Annotated in this window: 22 protein-coding genes; 2 read left to right on the forward strand and 20 right to left on the reverse strand. The window is 62.2% G+C overall.

Translation table 11 applies throughout. From position 1 onward, the window contains the following. Window positions 1–32: 32 nt before the first annotated feature. A complete protein-coding gene (locus BLV27_RS14460; protein WP_092647212.1) occupies window positions 33–935 on the forward strand; it encodes a LysR substrate-binding domain-containing protein in 903 nt (300 codons plus the stop codon). A gap of 21 nt (window positions 936–956) precedes the next feature. Here the strand turns inward: BLV27_RS14460 and BLV27_RS14465 are convergent, their stop codons facing one another. The 11 genes from BLV27_RS14465 to BLV27_RS19415 form a co-directional block, all read right to left on the reverse strand. Further along, the gene (locus tag BLV27_RS14465) at window positions 957–2057 is read right to left on the reverse strand and encodes an alpha-hydroxy acid oxidase (protein ID WP_092647213.1); all 1101 of its coding nucleotides are present in this window, start codon (window positions 2055–2057) and stop codon (window positions 957–959) included. 3 nt (window positions 2058–2060) lie between these two features. Further along, window positions 2061–2615 (reverse strand): sulfopyruvate decarboxylase subunit beta, encoded by a 555-nt coding sequence (comE, locus tag BLV27_RS14470; RefSeq protein WP_092647214.1) that lies wholly within the window; start codon window positions 2613–2615, stop codon window positions 2061–2063. After that, complete coding sequence (gene comD / locus BLV27_RS14475; RefSeq protein WP_092647215.1) at window positions 2612–3118, reverse strand: sulfopyruvate decarboxylase subunit alpha; 507 nt, start codon at window positions 3116–3118, stop codon at window positions 2612–2614. The genes comE and comD overlap by 4 nt, the downstream gene beginning before the upstream one ends. A gap of 36 nt (window positions 3119–3154) precedes the next feature. Beyond that, on the reverse strand, window positions 3155–3568 hold the full coding sequence (locus BLV27_RS14480; RefSeq protein WP_092647216.1) for a universal stress protein: 414 nt from the start codon (window positions 3566–3568) through the stop codon (window positions 3155–3157). Further along, window positions 3561–4550, reverse strand: a complete 990-nt coding sequence (locus BLV27_RS14485; RefSeq protein WP_092647217.1) for a zinc-dependent alcohol dehydrogenase — start codon at window positions 4548–4550, stop codon at window positions 3561–3563. The genes BLV27_RS14480 and BLV27_RS14485 overlap by 8 nt, the downstream gene beginning before the upstream one ends. Further along, window positions 4547–5308, reverse strand: a complete 762-nt coding sequence (locus BLV27_RS14490) for an SDR family NAD(P)-dependent oxidoreductase (protein ID WP_092647218.1) — start codon at window positions 5306–5308, stop codon at window positions 4547–4549. The genes BLV27_RS14485 and BLV27_RS14490 overlap by 4 nt, the downstream gene beginning before the upstream one ends. After that, a complete protein-coding gene (hisD, locus tag BLV27_RS14495; RefSeq protein ID WP_092647219.1) occupies window positions 5301–6608 on the reverse strand; it encodes a histidinol dehydrogenase in 1308 nt (435 codons plus the stop codon). Before hisD ends, BLV27_RS14490 begins: the two co-directional genes overlap by 8 nt. A gap of 12 nt (window positions 6609–6620) precedes the next feature. Next, window positions 6621–7949, reverse strand: a complete 1329-nt coding sequence (locus BLV27_RS14500; RefSeq protein WP_092647220.1) for a TRAP transporter large permease — start codon at window positions 7947–7949, stop codon at window positions 6621–6623. A gap of 11 nt (window positions 7950–7960) precedes the next feature. Beyond that, complete coding sequence (locus BLV27_RS14505; RefSeq protein WP_092647221.1) at window positions 7961–8473, reverse strand: TRAP transporter small permease; 513 nt, start codon at window positions 8471–8473, stop codon at window positions 7961–7963. A 105-nt stretch (window positions 8474–8578) separates the two neighbouring features. Continuing rightward, a complete protein-coding gene (locus BLV27_RS14510) occupies window positions 8579–9727 on the reverse strand; it encodes a TRAP transporter substrate-binding protein (RefSeq protein ID WP_092647222.1) in 1149 nt (382 codons plus the stop codon). A 33-nt stretch (window positions 9728–9760) separates the two neighbouring features. Next, window positions 9761–9934: a hypothetical protein gene (locus tag BLV27_RS19415; RefSeq protein WP_170831470.1), complete on the reverse strand. Its 174-nt coding sequence runs from the start codon at window positions 9932–9934 to the stop codon at window positions 9761–9763. 153 nt (window positions 9935–10087) lie between these two features. Here BLV27_RS19415 and BLV27_RS14515 point away from each other — a divergent pair, with 153 nt between their 5' ends. After that, window positions 10088–11113, forward strand: coding sequence for a LacI family DNA-binding transcriptional regulator (locus BLV27_RS14515; RefSeq protein WP_092647223.1), 1026 nt, complete (start codon window positions 10088–10090; stop codon window positions 11111–11113). 6 nt (window positions 11114–11119) lie between these two features. On the opposite strand, the gene BLV27_RS14520 is transcribed toward BLV27_RS14515, so the two are convergent. From BLV27_RS14520 to trkA, 9 genes are all read right to left on the reverse strand, one after another. Further along, entirely contained in the window at window positions 11120–12829 is a 1710-nt protein-coding gene (locus BLV27_RS14520; protein WP_092647224.1) for a hydantoinase B/oxoprolinase family protein, read from the reverse strand. A gap of 2 nt (window positions 12830–12831) precedes the next feature. Further along, complete coding sequence (locus BLV27_RS14525) at window positions 12832–14910, reverse strand: hydantoinase/oxoprolinase family protein (protein ID WP_092647225.1); 2079 nt, start codon at window positions 14908–14910, stop codon at window positions 12832–12834. Window positions 14911–15446: 536 nt separating this feature from the next. Beyond that, window positions 15447–16322 carry a translation elongation factor Ts gene (gene tsf, locus BLV27_RS14530; RefSeq protein WP_092647261.1) on the reverse strand — a complete coding sequence of 292 codons (876 nt, stop codon included), beginning with the start codon at window positions 16320–16322 and terminating at the stop codon, window positions 15447–15449. Window positions 16323–16400: 78 nt separating this feature from the next. Continuing rightward, window positions 16401–17207 carry a 30S ribosomal protein S2 gene (gene rpsB, locus BLV27_RS14535; protein ID WP_092647226.1) on the reverse strand — a complete coding sequence of 269 codons (807 nt, stop codon included), beginning with the start codon at window positions 17205–17207 and terminating at the stop codon, window positions 16401–16403. A 301-nt stretch (window positions 17208–17508) separates the two neighbouring features. Further along, complete coding sequence (locus BLV27_RS14540; RefSeq protein ID WP_092647227.1) at window positions 17509–18066, reverse strand: lipid-binding SYLF domain-containing protein; 558 nt, start codon at window positions 18064–18066, stop codon at window positions 17509–17511. 93 nt (window positions 18067–18159) lie between these two features. Beyond that, entirely contained in the window at window positions 18160–19518 is a 1359-nt protein-coding gene (gene hflX, locus BLV27_RS14545; protein WP_092647228.1) for a GTPase HflX, read from the reverse strand. 1 nt (window position 19519) lies between these two features. Next, complete coding sequence (gene hfq, locus BLV27_RS14550) at window positions 19520–19771, reverse strand: RNA chaperone Hfq (RefSeq protein ID WP_092647229.1); 252 nt, start codon at window positions 19769–19771, stop codon at window positions 19520–19522. A gap of 140 nt (window positions 19772–19911) precedes the next feature. After that, a complete protein-coding gene (locus tag BLV27_RS14555) occupies window positions 19912–21423 on the reverse strand; it encodes a potassium transporter TrkG (RefSeq protein ID WP_092647230.1) in 1512 nt (503 codons plus the stop codon). Further along, the gene (trkA, locus tag BLV27_RS14560; protein ID WP_092647262.1) at window positions 21423–22805 is read right to left on the reverse strand and encodes a Trk system potassium transporter TrkA; all 1383 of its coding nucleotides are present in this window, start codon (window positions 22803–22805) and stop codon (window positions 21423–21425) included. Before trkA ends, BLV27_RS14555 begins: the two co-directional genes overlap by 1 nt. Between the last annotated feature and the right edge of the window lie 137 nt (window positions 22806–22942).

Here is a 22942-nt window from a genome sequence, read left to right on the forward strand (position 1 = left end):
TAACATCATACTATGTTTTGGTCATGTGGAGGATGTCCGTGAGCGGAAGTCTCAGGTTACGCCAGTTGGAGGCACTGAAAGCAGTGGCACAGCATGGCTCGATGACCCGCGCCGCCGGGGATCTTGGCGTTTCCCAGCCTGCCGTCAGCCGCCTGATCGCGGATCTGTCGACCGAACTTGGGTTCACCCTGCTCGACCGCCGGGATGGGCGCCTGGTTCCGACGCAGGAAGCACGCTACATCCTGCCCGATATTCGGCGGGTCGTAGACCTGATGGCGCATATTTCGGAAACCAGCCGCGGCCTGAATGAACGCAAGGCGGGACATCTGCGCGTGGCCTGCCTGCCCGGATTCGCGACAAGCCATCTGCCGGGTGTCGTGTCGAAATTCCTTCATGCCAGACCGGACGTGACCATCACCGTGGAACCGGACCGACCCGAGCGCATCCTCGAATGGATCATCGGGGAGCAATACGATTGCGGCATCACGGATTCCTTCGAGGGACACCCCGCCATCGAGAGCGAGACGATTGCGGTCCGCTCCGTCTGCGTGTTTCCAAAGGATCATAGATTCGCGGCATTGGATCGGGTGACCGCGCAGGATCTGCACGGCGAGCGGCTAATCCATGCACGGCGCGACTCTCCATTCTATCGTCGGCTGCTGGAAACCTTTACGCAGGCCGCTGCGGTGCCCCGCCCCGTGATCGAGGTGCGCCAGTTCACCGCCGCCTGCGAGTTTGTCGCCCTCGGCGAGGGCATTTCGGTCGTCAGTGAGTTGGACGCGCTGACCTACGCCGGGCGCGTCGCCTACCGCCCTTATGAACCCGCCGTACCGCATCGCCTGTCGCTGGTGCGACCGATCCACAAGACACCGTCGCTTATCACGCTGGAATTCATGGAAAGCCTGTTCGATAGCCTTCGCCCGCTTGCCGCCTGACGCGGCGGGGCTGTCCGCGCGTTAGTTTCGTTCGGCAGTGGTGATGGAGGTCTGGCCGATCTGCGCGAGGGTGATGCTCGTCTCGGTCTTCAACACGTTCCAGAGTTCGGATAACCCCTCTTCACCCCCTGCCGCGATGGCGAATTGCAGAATGCGCCCGAAGAATGTGAAATTCGCGCCTTGGTTGAACGCCTTCACGACATCCTCCCCACTACGCAGGCCCGTGTCATAGAATAGGGGGTAGTCTTCTCCCAGTGCCGCCCTGATCTGGGCAAGCGCCGAGATCGGCGGCGGCGCACTGTCCAGTTGCCGTGATCCGTGGCTGGACACCTGGATCGCATCGACGCCCGCCGCCCGGAGCGCCACCGCGTCGTCGACGTCGAGAACGCCCTTCACAACCAGCTTGCCCGGCCACATCTCCCGCAGACGGGCGAGCGTTTCCCAATCGGCCTTGGCCCGGCTTTCCGTGCGGTCGAAGTCGTATCCGGGCATGTCGAAGTTCGCCATGGTCGGCTTGCCCTTGAACAGCGCTTCAAGCGACCAGCGCGGGTGAAGCGCGAAATCGATGAACTGACTGGGACCGATGCGGAACGGCATGGTGAACCCATGACGCAGTTCACGCGGGCGCCTCCCCACTTCGGGCACGTCAACGGTCAGGACGATGGTTTCATACCCGGCGGCCTTGGCACGCTCGACCAACTTGAATGTGCCGACGCCGTCACCGCTGAAATAAAGCTGGAACCAGGCGTTTCCCTGAGCCGTCTCGATCAGCGGCTCCATAGCGGTCGAGGCGACGGTGGATACGCCGAGGGGCACATTCTCCCGCGCCGCCAGACGCGCCAGCATGAGATCGGCTCCGGGGGCAGACAGATTGCACATGCCCATCGGGCTGATCCCAAAGGGAACCTTGGCGGTCTGGCCGAAAAGCGGCACCGCCAGCGTTCTGTCACTGACGTCCCGAAGGATCCGGGGCGTCAGTTCAAGGTCGTCCAAGGCCGCACGATTGCGCGCGGCCCCGGTTTCCTGGCCCGCAGACCCGTCGATATAGTCGAACACCATCCACGGCAGGCGCCGCCGCGCCAGGCGTCGCGCGTCCGCTGCGGAATGAATGCCAACTGCCACCGATCAGCTCGCCACAGCTTCCATGAACCGATGACGGATCACGACGGGGTCCATGGTGATGACCGGCAGCTTGATGTTGCCGCTGTCGCATTTCACGACGATCACGGTCATCTTCTTGCTGTCGATGGCCGCTTGCAGCACCTTGCCTGTGTCCACGTCCTTACAGACGACGACATTCTCGCAACCGCAGGCCTCGGCCACCTTTTCCAGCTTGGTCTTCTTGCCGGCATAGGTGGGCTGATCGCCGGTGGAACCGTAGGAGCCGTTGTCGATGATCAGCAGGACAAAGTTGTCGGCCACGTTATTGGCGATCGTTGGCAGCGTGCCCAGGTTGGTCAGGACGGACCCGTCGCCGTCGATCGAGATCACGGTCTTCGACTGCGCCAGCGCAAGGCCGAGGCCGATAGACGATGATAGGCCCATCGTGCCCAGCATGTAGAAGTTGGTCGGCTGATCATCGATCATGTGCAGCTCTTGGCTGGGCAGACCGATATTGCAGACGACAAGTTGATCCCTCAGGATCGGGGCGATTTCTCTCAGGATTTCAGAACGGATCATTGGTCGCCGTAGCCTCCCCAGAAGTTGGCGTCGGTCAGGATTGCGACCGGCTTTTTGGACATGAAGGTGTATTTCAGGATGTTGTCGAACTCTTCGACATCCTTCTGCCAATGGAAATGGTAAGTCGGGATGTTGAGTTGTGCGAGCAGTGCCTTGGTATGCACTGCCATTTCAACCTGGCAGGAGACCGGCTCGCGCAATTCACCGCGATACGAAATCAGCATCGGCAGGGGCATGCGGTAGAACTGGGTCAGCGTCGCCAGCGTGTTGATCGTCACGCCGATGGCCGTGTTCTGCATGATGATCATCGGGCGTTTGCCGCCCATCCACGCGCCCGCGCACAGGCCCATGCCCTCGTCTTCCTTGTTGGCGGGGATGTGAAAAATTTCCGGCCGCGCTTCGACTTCTTCGATCACGCCGGCCAGTTGTTTACAGGGAACGGTGGTTACGAATGACACGTCATTCGCCACCAGATCGTCCACGATTCTCTTGTCAATGCTCAAGGTTCGCTCCTTCGCGAAGGGTTGGATGGATAGGGGTCAGGTCGGGTTTCGGACAACATGGACCGCACAGTTTGCATGCCGCACCACGCGCGCAGCGGTTGAACCGAGAAGGAAATCGACCAGCCCCGGTTTGTGGGAGCCGATCACGATGCAGTCGATCTTCTGCTGTTTGGCCACGTCGACGATGGTGCGCCCGCTGTGGCCCTTGACGATCATGCCGGTCACGCCCGGCATGTCCTTGACGCGTTCGGCCAGCTTGGCCTCGGCGCGGTCGAACGCTTCCTGTACGACACCCTCGTCCAGATATGCGCTGACCGAGCCTTGTGGTGCTTCGTGAACGTGCAGCGCGGTAATCTTGCCCCCGTCGGACACAAGCGCCTGCGCCACGTCCAGCGTGGCACTGGCAATCCCGTGGTCAAGGGCCATGGGAACTAGAATATTGTTATACATCAGAGGGCTCCAATATAATCTTGGGGGCCGCGACCGTGCCCGCGCGAATGTCAGAGAAGGCCTGCTGACCATTCGCAAGTGGCCGTTGTTCCGTCCAGTCGAGCGATCCAAGACGTCCGTCGAAGATCGCCGCTGCGGTGTCGCGGAAATCCTGCGCCGTATAGGTATAGGTTCCGACAAACGTAATTTCCTGAAGGGTCATCCGGCGGATATCGAGCCCGCCCGTCCCCTCGCCCAAACCGATATGCATGATGACGCCGCCGGGCCGGGCAATCGCGGTCGCATCCGCCCGCGTCGCTGCATACCCAACGCCGTCAATGATCAGGTCGGCCTGTGTGACCGTGCCGGGAGCCACGGTGTCGAAGCCGTCGATCCGGTCCAACGTTGCACGGCGCGTCGCGTTCGGTTCCGCCACGGTGATCTTCGTGGCACCAAAGGCTCGCAGGGCCAGAGCTGCGCCAACTCCGATCGCACCGCCACCTATGACGTGGCACTCGGCATCGGCCAGCGGGTATGACAGGGCCGCAGTGCCAAGACGCACGGCGTGCCAGCCGCAGGCCAACGGCTCGGACAGCGCGGCCTTACGCAGGGGCACGTCGGCGGGTACGACGACCAGATTTTCGTCGCGCATCACGACCCGCTCGGCAAAGGCCCCTTCGCGCGGCGGCATGGAAATGATCATCCGTTCGGGGCAGAGGTTGTCCCGGCCCGCCATGCAGGCGCGGCACGTTCCGCAGGTTACCAGCGGATTGATCGTGACCCGTGCCCCGTCGCGCGGCCCGCCGATGATCGTGCCTGCCGCCTCGTGCCCCAGGATCAGCGGCGCGGGCCGGCGCTCGTCATGCCCCAGGAAGGCATGCATGTCCGATCCGCATATGCCCGAAGCCTGAACTTGGATAAGGCTTTGGCCCGGCCCCGGTTCCGGCTCCGGCATATCGCGGTAGACGAGCGTTTCGACAGCTTCGTAAACAAGTGCTTTCATTTTGCGGTATACCCCCCGTCGACCATGAGGACCTGTCCCGTCACGTAGGCCGAAGCGTCCGAACAAAGGAAAAGCAACGGCCCGTCGATGTCCTCCAGTGCGCCGTTGCGTCCGATGCAGGTTTGTGCGGCATTGCGTGCGGCCCGCTCGGGGTCGGAAAAGACCGGGCCGGTCAGCTCCGTCGGAAAGAACCCCGGACCGATTGCATTTGCCGTGATCCCGTCCGTTGACCATGCCTCGGCCATGGCGCGGGTCAGTTGGCCGACGCCCGCCTTTGACGCGCCGTAAGCTATCCCGCCGGGAAAGGCGCGTGTCGTCTGCAGGGACGCGAAGTTAACGATCCGGCCCCAGCCGCGCGCTTTCATTGCCGGAACCAATGCCTGGCTCAGGAAGAATGGCGCGGCGAGATTGAGATTCATCGTGACGTCCCAACCGTCGGCGGTAACGTCGTCCGCGGCCTCTCGCGTGTTGATCCCGGCGGCATGGACCAAGATGTCGGGTGCCCCGAAGGGCTGCGAGACATCAGTCGCAATCTTCGCAATCGCATCGCGGTGCGACAGATCCGCCGCGACGGTCGCCGCACGCTCGCCGGTCTTGGCCGCCCAATCGGACAGTGCGTCGGCCCGACGGGCAACGCCCACGACCCGCGCGCCCGCCGCCGCCAGGGCGACGGCGGCGCGCTGCCCCAGACCGGAGCTTGCCCCCGTCACACAGGCGACGCGACCGGTCAGGTCGAACAGGGCGCGTGGGTCACTCATGCGACGTTAGGTCGAAGTTCTCGCCAGGGAAGTACTTGGCAAGGCGCACATCGGCGGCGCGGGCATGACCCTCCATGCCCTCCAGGCGGGAAATCCGCGCGGTCGCTTCCGCAACGCGCTTGGAGCCTTCGCGGGTGGCCTGCTGCCAGGTGACGATCTTCATGTACTTGTGCACCGAAAGCCCGCCGGTATAGGACGCGGCCCCCGATGTCGGCAGCACGTGGTTGGTGCCCGACGCCTTGTCTCCATAGGACACCGTCGTCTCCTCTCCGAGGAACAGCGAGCCATAGCAGGACAGGCGGTCGAGCCACCACGGCAGATCCTCCGCTTGAACGGTCAGGTGCTCAGGCGCATAATCGTCGGAGCAGGCGGCCATTTCCTCGCGGTCGGCACACAAGATCACCTCGGCATAGTCGCGCCAGGCGGCGGCGGCGTTGTCGCGGTTCACCTCGGGCAGGTCCGCAATGAGGTCCGGCACGCGCTTCATCACGTCCTCGGCGAGGTCGCGATCGTCGGTGACCAGCCACACGGGCGAATTGTAGCCATGCTCTGCCTGGCTCACCAAATCGGTCGCAACGATGTGCGGGTCGGCCGTCTTGTCGGCCAGGATCAGGCTGTCGGTCGGACCGGCGATCATGTCGATGCCGACACGCCCGAAAAGGATGCGCTTGGCCTCGGCCACGAACTGGTTACCGGGGCCGACCAGGATGTTGGCCTTGGGCAAGCCAAACAGGCCGAATGTCATCGCCGCGACGCCCTGCACACCGCCAAGGGCCATGATCGTGTCGGCACCGCAGATGTGGGCTGCATAGACGATTGCCGGGGCGACGCCCACGCCGGGACGCGGCGGGGATGTCGCCGCGATATGCGTGCACCCGGCAACCTTGGCCGTTGTTACGGTCATGATCGCGCTGGCGATGTGGCTGTAGCGCCCGCCGGGGATGTAGCAGCCCGCCGCGTCCACCGGGATGGCCTTCTGCCCCGCCCGCAGGCCAGGAACGATCTCGTACTCGAAATCGCTGACAGTGGCCTTTTGCGCTTCGGCAAAGCGGCGCACGTTGTCGTGGGCGAACTGAATATCTTCCTTCAGCTTTTGTGGAACAAGGTCGCAGGCCGTGGCAATCTCTTCCTCCGTGAGGATGATGTTGCCATCGTACTTGTCGAACTTGGCCGCATATTCGCGGGCCTTGTCGTCGCCGCCCGCCTCGATGTCGGACAGGATGCCCTGCACCAACTCGTGGACGTCCGATGCGCCCGATTGCGCCGTCAGTGTCGCTTTCTTTAGATAGTCTCGTGCCATGATTTGACCGCCCTATTTATAGATATCAGGAAGCATCGTCGTGGAGATCGCCGGGATATAGGCAATCATCAGTACCACGATCAGCATGAAGAAGACGAAAGGAACCGCGCGCCAAGCGATCCGGAGGATAGACTCGCCCGTGATGCCCGACACCACGAACAGGTTGAGGCCCAGCGGCGGCGTGATGAAGCCTACGCCCAGGGCCGTGATCATCATGATGCAGAACTGGATTTCGTTCATCCCGATGCTGTCGGCCAGCGGCTTGAGGATCGGGGCGAGGATCACGATGTTGGGCGTGGTCTCCATGACGCAACCCGCCGCGATCAGGATCCCGATCATCATCAGGATCAGTAGCGTCGGATTGTCGGTCAACGCTGTGATTGAATAGACGAAGCCCTGCGGTACGCCCATGATCGCCAACGCCTGCGCCAGCGGCAGCGAAAACGCAATGATCGGCAGGATGATCCCGTTCACCTTGGCCGAGGAGATGAGCATCGAGGGGAAGTCAGCCAGCTTCAGCGTGCCGAGGATGAACCCGATGATGATCGTCACGACAACGGCAGTCGCACCCGCCTCGGTCGGCGTCAGGCGGCCCGAAAAGATGCCGTAGAAGATGATGCCGGGCACGATGAACGCGTACCAGCCCGAGGCCAGCGCGCTACCGAGGTTGGAGAAGTATTCCCCCATCGACAGATTGCCGCCGCCTTCGTAGCCGTAGATCCGGTTCACCACGATGTTGGTTACCAGAATGGACGTCAGGATCAGGATGCCGGGGATCAAGGCCGCCAGGAACAGCGTAGACGCGGATATGCCAAGCACGAGACCGATGATGATATACGCGATGGATGGCGGGATCAGGATACCGGTACAGGCACCCGCCGCGACAAGCGCGCAGGCATAAGGCCGCGGGTAGCCGCTCTCGACCAGCCGGTCGATTGTCATGCGGCCCACCGCGGCGGCACCCGCCGCGTCGGAGCCGGAAATCGCCGCGAACATGCCGCAGACCAGAACCGTGGCCGAGCCGAAGCCGCCCTTGGCGAACTGGGTCAGCGCCTCGGCCACGTCAAGAAACTTGCGCGACAGCCCGGTGCGCACCAGCACGTCACCCGTCAGGATGAACAGCGGCACGGCCGTCAGCGCGAAGGCGTCGATGCCGTGGAACAGGCTCTCGCCCACCAACGCCAGCGGCAGGTCGCCCGACATTAACAGCATGGTAATCGCGGCGACCCCGATCGAGGCCCAGACCGGCACGGCCAGCGCGCAGAGCGCCACGAAGATGAGCACCGGCAGGTAAAAATCCCAGCCCAACTCGACCGCTTGATTAAGGGTATTCCAAAGCATCTTCTATCCCCTTAATCGAACAGCTTATCGCCTTCGTAGACGGGTGTACCGTCTCGAAGGCTGCGAAAATCACGAACAAGAGATTGCGTCAGACGCAGCAGCATCAGCGCAAACCCGATCGGCACCGCCAGCAGGAACCACACCAGCGAGATGCGCAGGCCATGGCTGACCGAACCGAATTTCCACGAGACGGCGACGGTCTCGAACGACCAGTAGAGTGCGATGATGGCGACGCCGACCATCACAAGGTCACCGAAGATATAGAGCAGCGCCTTCAGGCGCGGGCTGAGGTAATGCATGATCACGTCGATGCGGATATGCGCACGATCCTTGATCGCGGCCGCGGCACCGATCCAGGCGAGGTAGATGAATGAATAACGCACAACCTCTTCGCCCCAGATCGACGAATAGGAGAAAATTTCCCGACGCAGCACTTCGACTGCCATCGTCATCACAAGCATCACGTAAAACACCAGAAGCGCCCATCGCTCCGCGTCACGGTTAAGCCGTTGCAGTATCTTCATCACGGACCCCTCGTGTAGCCCCGCCACCGGTCGGGCACGGCCAGGATTTGCGGGAAGTTCGAAAACAGATTAGCGGGCGGGTGCAATCGCACCCGCCCGCGAGTCTTATGCGTCGTTTACGTAGTAACGGCCCATTGTGCCGGCAGCTTCTTCAAGCTTGGCGAAGGTATCCATGGATCCGGCCAGTTCGGTCTTGAAGCTGTCCCAATCGGTCAACTGGTAACCGCCAGTGGCCTTCCACTCGGCCAACTGATCGTCGGACAGCGTGTGGAATTCGACACCGGCCTTGCGCAACTCGGCCATGGCGTAGTTGCGCGCGGATGGCACCTTGGCCAGGTTTTGGTGGCGGGTGATCTCGGCGGCTTCCATGATGCCGTCCTGAACATCGGCGGGCATCGAGTTGAACCACTCCAGGTTGCACGAATAGACCTGAGAGTCCGGCACCGCCTGCGTGAAGGTCACGTGGGACAGGATGTCCTTGAAACCGAACACGTAGAGCGCGCCCACCGACGGGTCGAGCGCGTCGGCCACGCCCTGCTTGATCGCCGAGGGCGTCTCGCCCCAAGCCACCGGCGTCGGGTTGGCACCGACCATGCGGTAGTATTGCTGCAACATCGCCGATCCGGGGACGCGGAACTTCACGCCAGCCAGATCGCCCGGCGTCATCACGGGGCCCGAACCTCCGGCACGGACGGCGACGACGCGGGGGTCGATGTTGATGTAGAGGAGCGGTTTGAAACCGGCAGCTTCGACCTTGGGGTTCACTTCCTGCGCCCACACATCGGAATGCACGAGGTTGGTGAAACGCTGGTTCGAGCCGCACAGATACGGAAGGTTGATCAGGTCGGTGACGGGCGCGAAGGGCGCGAAGTTCGAGATCGAGTGCTGTGCGGCCTGGATCGTGCCACCCTGCACGGATTGTACCAGTGCGCCGCCCGCACCCAGCTGCCCGCCGGGGGCCAGCTTGACATAGATTTTGCCATTTGTGGCGTTCTGGATGTTTTCCTTCAGGTCCAGTTGCATGATCGGATAGCTACGCGTGGCACCCAGCACATAGGCGGTGGCGACCGTCATCACGTGCTCGGCTGCGGCTTCGCGGTCACGCTCTTCGTTGGCTGTCTGCGCGGCTGCCTCGGTCGACCAGAGCGACCCGGCTGCACCCGCAACGAGGGCAGCGGTGAAACTGCCGGTCCCGGCGAGCTTCAGGAAATTGCGACGCTCGGCCGAAATGAGTTCTTTGGTGTTTTTATCCAATGTGGTGTCCTCCCTGGACTGCTTTTCGCCGAGCTACTTTCGAGCGTCGGCCTCCCTTTTTAGAATGGCTATGACGAACAGAACCGCGACACCCGACAGGACCAACATCTCTCCGACATCATTCAGGAAGCCGGAATTGGACATGGAGCCAAGCCCCACGTTCACAGCAAAAACCACGAATAATATGATCGCCCCGATAAGCGGCATGACGCGTCTCCTCCCAGTCGCTAAGCCGATTCCTACAGCATGTAAGCCTTTACATTTTTAATAAGCAAGTCTTTACATTTGTATTTTTGCAATTTGCCCTAGATCTCACGGCTGTCTTTTCGGCTTTGGACGGGCTCCGCGCCAAGGAACGGCATGAATATCAAAAGGCTGACGCCAACCCTTCAGGACGTTGCGACCGCTGCGAATGTGTCGACAGCAACGGTATCGCGCTGCCTGAACTTTCCCGACAAAGTCGCGGAGCGGACGCGGACCAAGGTTTCGACCGCAATCCGGGACCTTGGCTATACCCCGAACTTCGGGGCAAGGGCGATGGCGGCCCGGCGGACGCATACGATCGGCGCGATCATACCCACCATGGACAATGCGATTTTCGCGCGCGGGCTGGAGGCGTTTCAGAACGAGTTGCGCCTGCACGGTTTCACGATGCTGGTGGCGAGCACATCCTATCGGCCTGAGATCGAGGAGGAGCAAATTCGTGCCCTGGTGTCGCGAGGGGCGGATGCCTTGCTGCTGATCGGGCATGCACGCCACCCGGAAATCTATCGCTTTCTTGAGGCGCAAGGCGTTCCCGCACTGGTGACATGGGCCTTCGATGCCGACCTTGCGCGCCCATCGATCGGCTTCGACAACCGCGCTGCAATGCGCGACATGGCAACCAGGGTCATTGAACTGGGCCACCGCCGACTGGCCCATATCTCGGCCGATACCAAACACAACGATCGTGCAGAGGCACGGCTGCTGGGCATTCAAGACGCGATGCTTTCTGCCGGGCTGAATTTGGATGATCTGCGTCTGGTCGAGACAACCTACGGGATCGAGGAGGGAGCCGTCGCACTGGAAGCGCTGGTGACGACCGGCCCCAGCCCGACCGCGATCTTCTGCGCGAACGACGTGTTGGCGGTCGGCGCGCTGCGGCGCGCGCGTGAGTTGGGGGTATCGGTGCCGGGTGAGGTGTCCATCGTCGGCTTCGACGACATCGAACTGGCGCAAATCGCCTATCCGGCGTTGACCACAGTACATGTGCCGCATCGAGAGATGGGCCGCCGCGCGGCGCGTGCCCTCGTCAATCTGGTCAAGACCGGAGCGCCGTTCGAGTCGGTCGAACTCGAAACCTGGCCGGTATTCCGCGACACGTTGGGTCGGGTCAGCGACGACTGAACAACCTCAGGGTTCTTCTCCGCGCGCGATTGCGCGCATGACTTCGTCCGTGTCCTCGGGCGTCAGCCCATAAACTTTTTGCGCCGTCTGCGCATCGATATAGCCGCGCGCCAGATCCCGTTTCACCGACGCCAGTCCGCGCTCTGACGGAAGGCCGTAGCCGCCGCCGCCGGGGAACGCCATCACCACCTTGCGGCCATGGGGCACGAACTGTTTGCCTTTCACGCGCATCGGAGTGCCGTCGTCTTGAGCGATTGTCGTTGGCGCGCCGTCGTCCCCGCCGCGCCGCCCGCGGGCGGGATGCTGACCCCGATCGAACATCGCTGAAAGGTCGAACTCGTGGCCAGGCATCGCGCCCACCTCCATGTGCTGACCAAGCCCACCACGCATCCGGCCGGCACCGCCCGATCCGGACCTCAATTCCTTGCGCCAGATGATGACGGGGCCCGCATGTTCCGTCGCCTCGATCGGCATGGTCATCACGCCCGACGGAAACGCCGTCGCGTTCAGGCCGTCGTGGTCGGGCCGCGCGCCGGATCCGCCCGAATTAAAGGTCAGCACCTCGGCGCGCCGCGCACTCGCAGGGGCCGGAATATCAGTCCGGGGCCGTAGCGATACTTGGAAGTTGCATAGACACCCTGCCCCTTCGGCTGGGACAAGTCCGGGCACAATCTTGTCAAAGGCATCGAACACGACATCCGGTACAAAATGCCCGACGATATGGCGTAGCGCCACCGGTGCAGGGTGCAGCGCGTTCACGATGGTATTCTGCGGGGCCGTCACCTCGAACGGGGCGAGTGACGCGGCGTTGTTCGGGATATCAGGGGCCACCGCGATCTTAAGCGCGTAGCAGGCATAGGCCTTGGTATAGACCATCGGGCAGTTGATACCCTTTGGGTCGAGCCCGGAGGTGCCGTCGAAGTCTGTCACAATCCGGTCTTCCTCCACCGTGACGCGCACTTTCAGGGTGATCGGTGTTGCGAAGCCGTCGACCGTCATCTCCCCGGTGGCTGATGCGCGGGGCAACGCGGCGATCCGCTCCAGCGTCGCGCGGCGGGAATTGTCGAGGATGAAATTCGCGATCCCATCCAAGTCGGTCAGCGCGAACTCCTCCATCATCTCGATCAGGCGTCGCTGTCCGATCTCGTTGCAGGTCACCAGCGCATAGATGTCGCCGATCAACTGATCGGGTTCGCGCACGTTGCCGCGGATGATCCGCGTCAGCGTCTGGTCGACCGTTCCCTGATCCACAAACTTCATGATCGGCAGGTACAGACCTTCCTCATAGACGCTGGCCCCATCGGCACCAAAGCCGCGACCACCGATGTCGACCACATGCGCGGTGCAGGCAAAAAACCCGACCAGCGCGCCGCGATGAAACGTAGGCGTGACCATAGTGATATCGTGCAGGTGTCCGGTACCTTCCCAAGGGTCGTTGGTGATATAGACATCGCCCGCATGTATGTTGTCGCGCCCGATCCGGCGGATGAAGTGCGGTACCGCGTCGGCCATGGCGTTCACGTGGCCCGGTGTCCCGGTCACGGCCTGCGCCAGCATTCGTCCCTGCGTGTCATAGACGCCCGCCGACAGATCCCCCGCTTCGCGGACAGACGTTGAAAACGCGGTGCGGACAAGAGCCTGCGCCTGTTCCTCCACCACTGAGATGAGGCGGTTCCACATTACCTGGTACGCAACCTGAGAGCGATCCTGCGTCATGGTCAGCCTTTCACGGTCACGTCGATGCAGCCGTCCGACTGGCACAGGGCCACGCGGCTGACGGGGAGGATGATGGTCGTTTCGGCTTCAGTCACGGCCGCCGGCCCGGCAACATGCTGCCCGGTTTTCAGGCTGTCTCTGTCGATCAACGCAGCGTCGAGGTAAGTGCCCGATGCCGCATCGAAAATGGGCCGTGTGCCATTGGCATGTACTGGCCCCGCGTCTTCCGCGGGGGTCAATCGCGCAACGGTCTCTGGGGGGGTGGTGGCGTTGACGGACCAGACGGTCACTTCGATAACCATGCCCGCAACTGCGCGCCCGAAAAGCTTGGTGTACTCGGCCTCGAACCGGGCCTTGAAGGTGGCAGCGTCAGGCGTCATGGCCTCGGCTTCGGTCAGGGTAATGGGGATTTCCCACCCCTGCCCCGCGTAACGCATGTAGGCTTTGAACTCCGACAAGACGGGGCTTTCCGCATCGCAGGTGCGCACGAACCCTGTCGCCTCGGCCTGCAATTCAGTCAAAAGGGACCGGATTACCTCCGGATCGAACGCGTCGAGCTTCATGTAGACCGATCGGTTGGCCTCAAAGCTGAACGGCGCGCGCAAGAACCCGATGGCGGAGCCGACGCCAGCCCCTGGCGGCACGATCAGGCGCTCCACCCCCAGCTTTTCGCAGAGCCGCGCGGCATGAAGCGGAGCGGCCCCGCCAAAGGCAATCATGGTGTATTCTGCTAGATCCTCGCCATTCTCGACCGCGTGGACACGGGCTGCGTTTGCCATGTTCTCGTCCACAACCTCGATCACGCCGAAGGCGGCTTCTACCGCGTCCATGTCCAGTGTGCCGCCCACATGCGCGTCCAGCGCAGCGCGCGACGCATCCGCATGCAGGGCGATTGATCCCCCTGCGAAATTGTCGGGATCAAGCTTGCCCAGAACAAGGTCGGCATCGGTCACCGCGGGTCGTTCTCCTCCGCGACCATAACAAGCGGGGCCCGGCTCGGACCCGGCACTATGCGGCCCGACACGGATCTGCCGCAGAGCATCGACATGTGCCAGACTTCCACCCCCTGCCCCGATCTCCACCATATCAATAACCGGGATCGAGATCGGCATGCCCGACCCCTTCTTGAATCGGTATGTCCGCGCCACCTCGAACACGCGCGAGGTGCGGGGCGTCTGGTTCTTTATCAGACAGATCTTGGCCGTGGTTCCCCCCATGTCAAACGACAGCACCTTGTCGAGGCCGTAGCGCGCCGCGATATGCGCCGCAAACACCGCGCCACCCGCCGGCCCGGATTCCACCAGCCGCACAGGAAATTCGGCAGCACTTTCGATCGAAATGATGCCACCGCCCGAGTGCATCAGGAATATCCGGCATGTGACCCCCTCATCGGCCAGTCGCGTCTCCAGCCGGCCCAGGTAGGATGCCATCAGCGGCTTGATGTAGGCATTGGCAACAACCGTGTTGAACCGCTCATACTCGCGCATCTGCGGACTGACATCAGACGACAGCGAAATCGCCGCACCCGGCATTCTTTCGGCCAGCACGTCGCGGATCAGGCGTTCGTGGTCGGGGTTCAGGTACGAATGGATCAGCCCGACCGCGACTGAAGTCGCGCCAGTTGCGGCAATACGGTCGACGACGGCCTCCACCTCTGAGCGGTTCAGGTCGATCATCACCTGACCCTTTGCGTTGATCCGTTCTGATACGGTAAACCGCATGTAGCGCGGGAGCAGAGGCTCCGGCAGGGTCAGGTTCAGATCGTATTGCTCAAAGCGGCTCTCGGTCCGCATTTCTATCACGTCGCGGAACCCATCCGTCGTGATCAGCGCAGTCTTTGCCCCGCGTCGCTCGATCAGCGCATTGGTCGCCAATGTCGTGCCGTGGATGATCTGCTCGACCTGTGCGGGCGTGATCCCTGCCTTGGCGCAAACCTGATGCATCCCTTCGATAATCGCGGTCTCGGGCGCGGCGTATGTGGTCAGGACCTTGGTGGAATAGGACCGACCAGCAGTCTCAAGCACGACATCCGTAAAGGTGCCTCCGATATCAACACCCAGCCGTGCCGCGTTATCCTTCATATGATCCTCGTCCTACTCATCTTGCCGACCTTGATCTGATCGCTGTCGACATACAAACAGTAAGTTAGGGACCGACGCTGCGCCAAAGCGCAGCGCTCTGATCACAGAGCAGTTGCGCCGCTAAACTCCTGGCGATTGACTGCAAAGAGATTGGAAAGTATAGTTAAAACAGTCCGGTACGGACGGAGGATACAGTGCGGAGGCGTTCTGTGGCGGGGTCGAGGTCGGCAACGCGGAAAAACTGTGTTTCCATTTAGCGCCGATTTACCCACTTCCGTATGGAAATCCGTAATGACAAGCTGTCGATGTCCGTAAACCAATGGCATTTAGGCCAGAGGGACTAAACAGTTGAAGGTCGACTGCTGTATTGAGCTGGGACCTGACGTTGACCGATGAGTTTCGGGACTGCTCGGACGTCGGGGAATTTACCCTGACGTCCGGGCTTCCAGCCCGGTCGTGTCTTTGACAAACCTTCGTAAAAAAGCGGTACCGAGTTCTCACTCAGCGCCGCTCTCTACATTGGTGATCGGGCTGGATCAGCCCTTGCCGACGGCAGCAACCTCGGCGGCGAAGTCTTCCTTAACCACTTCGATGCCTTCGCCCACTTCCAGACGAACGTAGCCCATGACGTCGACGCCGGCTTCCGCGGCAGCCTGCGCAACGGTCAGGTCGGGGTTCACGACAAACTGCTGATTTACCAGCGTCACCTCGGCCATGTATTTCTTCATGCGGCCTTCGATCATCTTCTCGATCACCTGCTCGGGCTTGCCGCTCTCGCGTGCGATATCGATCTGGACCTGACGCTCTTTGTCGATGACAGAGGAGTCGAGCTCAGCCTCGTTCAGAGCGGCCGGGCTGGTCGCTGCAACGTGCATCGCGATCTGCTTGCCAAAAGCATCATTTTCGCCCGACAACGCGACCAGGACGCCGATCTTGCCCATTCCGGGCGCGGCGGCGTTGTGGACGTAGGACACGACCGACGCACCGGAAAGCTTGGCCATGCGGCGCACCGACATGTTCTCGCCGATCGTGGCGATCTTGTCTGTCAGGATTTCGGAAACGGCTTTCCCGTTGATCTTGGATGCCTTCAAAGCCTCGACGTCGTCTGCCTTGAGCGCTGCGTCTGCGAAAGACGCGACCATCGATTGGAAGTCGGAGTTCTTGGCCACGAAGTCCGTCTCGGAGTTCACCTCGACCGCCACGGCGGTGCCACCTTCGACGGCGACGGCAACAAGGCCCTCCGCGGCGGTGCGACCCGACTTCTTGGCGGCCTTGGCCAGGCCCTTGGTACGCAGCCAATCAACGGCGGCCTCCATGTCGCCGTCGTTTTCGGTCAGCGCCTTCTTTGCGTCCATCATGCCTGCGCCAGTGGTGTCGCGCAGTTCCTTAACCATGCTCGCGGTAATCGCCATGATCATGTCTCCTTGGATCGAAATGGGGTCGGGCGCGATCATGATGACCGCGCCCGGGAACCTATCCATGTCAGAGGCTTACGCCTCGGCAGGGGCTTCCGTTGCAGCTTCTTCGGCGGCGGGCTCGACGGCCTCGCCGGGATCGACGGCCTCGGCCGCCTCTTCCAATTCACCGATGTCAACGCCAGCCGCACCCAGCTGCGCCGACATGCCGTCCAGCGCCGCACGGGCCACCAGGTCGCAATACAGCGCGATCGCACGGGCCGCGTCGTCGTTACCTGGAATGATGTGATCCACGCCATCGGGCGAGCAGTTGGTGTCAACCACGGCCACGACCGGAATGCCCAGCTTCTTGGCTTCGGCGATGGCAAGGTCTTCCTTGTTCACGTCGATGATGAAGATCAGGTCGGGCAGGCCGCCCATTTCGCGGATGCCGCCGAGCGATGCCTGCAGCTTGGCCTGGTCACGCTCCATGCCCAAACGCTCTTTCTTCGTCAGGCCGGCGAACCCGGTTTCCATGGCTTCGTCGATGGACTTCAGGCGGTTGATCGAGTTGGAAACGGTTTTCCAGTTCGTCAGCGTGCCGCCCAGCCAGCGGTGGTTCATATAGTACTGCGCGCACCGCTCGGCGGCATCGGCGACGGGCTTCTGGGCCTGACGCTTCGTTCCAACGAACAGGATGCGACCGCCACGGGCGACGGTGTCGCGAACGGCTTGCAGGGCGTTGTCCAGCAAGGGAACGGTCTGCGTAAGATCCATGATGTGGATCCCGTTCTTGGCACCGTAGATATACGGGCCCATGCGGGGATTCCAACGCTGGGTCTGGTGACCAAAGTGAACGCCGGCTTCCAGTAGCTGACGCAGGGAGAAATCAGGCAATGCCATGTCTCTTGTCCTTTCCGGTTTGTACCTGAGCGGGGGATCAGAGCATTCGCTCAACCGGTGGACCATTCGGGGATTTCTCCCCCGAGGGCCCGCCCCCGCCTGTGAAGTGGTTGCCGGTTAAGGCAAGCCGCAAGAAGGCGCAAGGCCCGAAATGATATCCGAGAGGCGTATCGACCGTGATTGCCATCCAGACGATGTGCATGTCACCCGGATAGCTGATCAAACAAGCCGTCTGATGCAATACAACGTCTTCGCCAACCGTACGCGCCCGCCAAGTGTCCGGACGCGCAACGTGCAGAACCTACGGGATGATACGGTTGTACTTGGCCCCTTCGAGCGAGGCACCGGCCAGCAGGCCCGCCTGCCCGAAGACCACCGCAATCACGGGAGTCAGCAATTCGGTCGTCCCCGTCGAGAGCGAGCGCGCGTTCGAAGACACGGCATATTCCAGATCTGCCCCGGCGGTCCAACCCTGGGACGTGCGGAAATTGTTCAGTGCCGGTTGGGTCATGAAGAACAGGGCGTGGCTGTATTGCTGCCCACCGATCTGAAGCCCGACCGAGGCCGACGTGGTCGAGTAGTAGTCGACCGTCACACCGTTCACGCGCAGCGCGCCGCGCCCATAGGCCCCGCCGAAGCCGAAGCCCGCTTCGGTTACCACCGGCATCATCAGGATGCCTGCCGCTTTGTCCGCCAGTACCCGCGTGTCGGGTAACGTGTTGTACATGAAGTTAAAGGCAGCATCGACGCGACCGTCGATCCGGTCGCCCCCGTTGCCACCGACACCATTGCCGCAAGCCGCAAGGGCCAACGGCGCGGAAGCCACCGCAAGGAAGCGACGACGCGAAAATGCGGTCATGAGATTATCCTGTCCAAAGTCTGCTCTGTTTGGTCAGGGTCTAACGCCCTGCTCCGTCAAAACTCTAGCAGCCCTGCGCGCATGTGTCACCCCTCAGGGCGACCATGGCTCATTGGGCGCGGACTGCTGCTCGTCTCCGTCCGGCTGCACGACCGCCGGTGCCACTTCGGGAAAGGCCGCGGCGAAGCGCGCGGCCTGCCGAGCGGTCCAACGGACGGTGAATTCCGTGCCTTGATCGGTCGCCGCCTCGGACAAGACGGCCCCCTCCTCGTGCAGCCATGCACGTGCCTTGCCCGCAGCGAACGGAAGGATCAGCGTTGTCTCGGTAAGGGTCGCGGTCATCTCGTTGGCGATACGCTCCAACAGGCGTGTCAGCCCCTGCCCCGTGAGCGCGGATCCCAAATAGACATCATCGCGCCGCGCGGCCAGGTTAGCCGCCGCCTGCATGTCGTCCATCGAAAGCGCATCGGACTTGTTCCACATTTCCAGCCGCGGGATATCATCGGACACGCCGAGTGCTTCCAGAATGGTTTCCACATCGCGGGCCTGAAGCTCGGTATCCGGATGACTTATATCGCGGACATGCACGATCAGGTCGGCGTCCAAAACCTCCTCGAGTGTGGCGCGGAAGGCCGCCACGAGTTGTGTCGGAAGATCGGAAATGAAGCCCACGGTATCGGACAGGATGACCTTGGTGTCATGTGGCAAATCGACGGCGCGCATCGTCGGATCGAGCGTGGCGAAGAGCATGTCCTTGGCCATCACGTCGGCACCGGTCAGGCGATTGAACAGCGTCGACTTGCCCGCGTTGGTATAGCCCACGAGAGCGACGACGGGATACGGAACCTTCGCACGCGCCGCGCGGTGCAGTTCGCGGGTCTTAACGACCTTGTCGAGCTGGCGGCGCAGCTTGGTCATCTGTTCGTCGATCGCGCGGCGGTCCGCCTCGATCTGCGTCTCGCCGGGGCCGCCGACAAAGCCGAGGCCACCGCGCTGCCGCTCCAGGTGGGTCCAGGCGCGGACAAGGCGCGTGCGCTGGTACGTCAGGGCCGCCAGTTCCACCTGCAACACGCCTTCGCGGGTGGCGGCCCGGTCGGCGAAGATCTCAAGAATAAGGCCGGTGCGGTCCAGAAGCTTTACCTTCCAGACCTTCTCCAGGTTGCGCTGCTGGACGGGCGTGACAGTTCCGTCGATCAGGATCAGCTCGATCTCGTCGGCCTCGATCCGCTGGCGGAGCTCTTCTACCTTGCCCTTGCCGAACAACATGCCGGGATGCGGCTTGGGTAGGCGCACGGTGTCGCCGCCCAGCACTTCCAGACCCGGAAGCGCGTGCGCAAGCGAGATACACTCTTCCAAAGCATGCTTGGGTTCGCGACCGGACCGATCGCCCGCACGGGTATCGGGATGCAGAACCAAGGCACGCGTCGGGCGCGCCTCGGTCGAGTGGGTCACATCAGGAGGATTCGCCAGCGGCTTCTTCCTCACCGTTGTAAAGGCTGATGGGCTGCGCGGGCATCACCGTGGAAATGGCGTGCTTGTACACCAACTGTGACTGCCCATCGCGGCGCAAAAGAACGCAGAAATTGTCGAACCAGGTGATAACACCTTGCAACTTAACGCCATTTATCAGGAAGATCGTGACCGGCACTTTTGCCTTGCGCACGTGGTTGAGAAAGGCGTCCTGAAGGTTCTGCTTGTCAGCCATGTCAATCTGGTTCCTGTTTCGCGCGCCCTTGCCATGGGCGTCTGTTCACCATAATCGCAGTTATGCGGGCATCAACGCCAAGTTTCCACCCCCCAAAGTTTGGAGGCGGCCGGTTTGCCGTCAAAGGGTTGCACGAAAGCTCAGTCGCGCCAAAAATCCGGGTTCAGAAGCGCGATAAGTGCCAGCGCCTCCAACCGCCCCAGAACCATTGTCAGTGCCGCGATGATCTTGGCCGCATCGGGCAACGCGTTGAGCGCACCCTTGCCGCCGAGCACCAGCTCGGCAACGGGACCCGTCGTGGTCAGGCAGGCGATGGCAACGGTCAGTGCGGCCTCAAAATCCATTCCGACCAGGGTCAGCAACAGAGATACGGCGGCAATCGACGTCGCGAACAACATGAAGAAGATCCAGGCCGCCTCGATCCCTCCGGGCGGGATGCGTCGGACGGCACCGGTTGAACTGGCCACCAAGCTGGGATGGACCAGCAGGTTCATCTCGTTACGCCCATGCGCATAAAGCGTATATATCCGCAGCAGCTTCACACCGCCTGCGGTGGTCGCCACGCCACCGCCGAAGATCGACAGGCCAAGCAACAGGACCGAGGGTGCGCCCAGTCCGGACCATTCCCGCGCGTCGTGCCAGTGGCTGGATTCGAATCCGGTCGTCGTCAGGAACGACAACGCCGTGAACGCCGCCCCCCAAAGCGCGCCAAGCGCCGCCCCGGTGTTGGACAGGCCGCCGACCTCTAGCGCGCCGATCCAATGCCGGATAAACAGCACCACTGTCACCGTGGCGACGACAAACAATGCGATCCGAAGCTCCCGATCGTCGGCAAGATGGCGAATGTGGTCGCGGTTCATGTCGGTCACGAAGGCCTGCCGAGTGACCGCGAAGATCAGGAAGGCGGCGACGGCCATTTCGCCCACCAGCCCCGCGCTGCTTCCGGCGACGGTCGTGCCATCGCTTATGCCGGACGTCGACATCGTGGACATCGCATGGATCAGAGCCGTGGTGCCGTTTTCGCCCGCAATGACCAGGATCGCCCAGAGCAGCAGCGTCAAACCGAAGTAGATCGGGCTCAGCGTCAGGATCGCGCGGCGCATGCGTGTGTTCGGCTCTGCCGAGCCGATCCCGTCGCGCGCAGCGTGTTGACCGTACATCCGCCCCTCGGCCACCTCGAATCCTCCGAGGTTGAGCGGTGCCAGGATCGAGATCGCGGCGACCCAGATGATCAGCCCCCCCTGCCAAGCAACCAGCGCACGCCACAGGTGTGCCGAATCCGAGAGCCGTTCGGGCGCGAACAGGCTGCCACCAGTCGTCGTCACCGCGGCGACCATTTCAACATAGAGGTTCAGCACCCGCGTGTCCGGCACCACCTCCAGCATCGGCAGGACCGCCATCGCGGGAAGTACGGTAAAGGCTCCGAACATCGCGATCAGGTGGCTGCGGGTAATATTGCTGGACTTGTCGCGCGACGTGGCCACCGCAATGCCGATAAGAAATACCAGCAGCAGCGTGCCCGAGTAGAAGAACGCCTGTGCTTCCCGGTGGGCGTCGCGGACTAGTGCATGCACCGCCGGTAGGTACATGCTGGCCGAGAAGACCAGCGCCAGAACGACCAGTAGCGGGACGCGGCGCACCGACAGACGCATCAGAAGAAGTCCACCTGCACCTGCAGCAACCGCTCCACTTCGGGCACATCGGCCGAGAGGGCGAAGATGACGACGACGTCGCCCTCCTCGATCCGGGTCTTGCCTTCGGGGCGCACATATTTGCCGTCTGGCTTCTGGATCGCGCCGATCAGCGCGCCTTCGGGGAAATTCAGTTCGCGGATCGTGCTTCCTGTCAACGGCGAGGTCGACATGACCTGCGCCTCGATCACCTCGGCCTCGGCATCGCCGACCGAATAGACGTTGCGCACCCGACCGTGTCGCACATGCCGCAGGATCGAAGACACCGTGCTTTGGCGCGGGTTCACGTAGGCATCGATGCCCAGCGGGACCAGCAGCGGGACCAGCGTAGGATCGTTGATCAACGCAATGGTCTTGTTGCATCCCGACGCCTTGGCCCGGACCGCGGCCAGCATGTTGGTCTTGTCGTCATCGGTGACGGTAAGGACGGCATCGGCGCGGTCGATGTTCGCTTCGCGCAGCAGATCGATATCGAGTCCGTCGCCGGACAGAACAATCGTACGCACCAGCGCTTCGGCCGCACGTTCGGCGCATTTTCGGTTACGTTCGATCATTTTGGCGCGGATGCGCTCGGGCGCGGCCTCCAGTGCCTGTGCCACCGCAAGGCCGACATTGCCTCCGCCGATGATGATGACCCGGTCCTGTTTCTTGACCTTCTTGCCAAAGATTTCCTGTGTGCGCGCCAAGTCGTCGGAGTGGCTGAGCACATAGATCTCGTCGCCTGCCTTGAGTTGATCACCCGGGTCCGGCGCGAAGAGCCGTCCTTTCTGACGTCTGACACCCACGACAACGGCGCGCAGGGTACTGAAGAGTTCGGACAATTGGCGCAGGGGCGTATCCAGTACCGGGCATTCCGTATCGAGACGCAGGCCGATGAATTGCGCCGTGCCGTCGATGAATTCTTCCACGTCGAAAGCCTCGGCCGCGCGCAGGCGGCGAAGCGCGGCCGAGGCGACCTCGCGCTCCGGGCTGATCACGACATCAATCGGAAGGTGGTCGCGGCGATACAGATCCGAGCGTACGGCGGCAAGGTAGGACTGCGCCCGCAGACGCGCGATTTTGCGCGGCACCCGGAAAATCGAATGCGCCACCTGACAGGTGACCATGTTCACCTCATCTGAATGGGTCGCGGCAATGATCATGTCCGCGTCCTCGGCCCCGGCCCGCTCTAACACGTCCGGATAACTGGCAAAGCCGGTGATGCCCTGTACGTCCAGCGTGTCGGTGGCCCGATTGACCAACTCCGGATTATTGTCGACCACGGTCACGTCGTTGCGTTCGCCGGCGAGGTGACGTGCAATTTGCCAACCAACCTGGCCGGCCCCGCAGATGATGATCTTCATGCAGATACCCTTCGCGGTCTTTGCAGACATGTTGGATACGCCTGTGGCCCGGTAAGGGTCAACGGGGCCACGCGGTGGGATTTTTAACTGTCTGACATTTTGAGCCGTGGACGGGGAAATGTCTGACAATTAGACGG

This window comes from Jannaschia faecimaris (assembly GCF_900107415.1).
GTDB lineage: Bacteria > Pseudomonadota > Alphaproteobacteria > Rhodobacterales > Rhodobacteraceae > Jannaschia > Jannaschia faecimaris.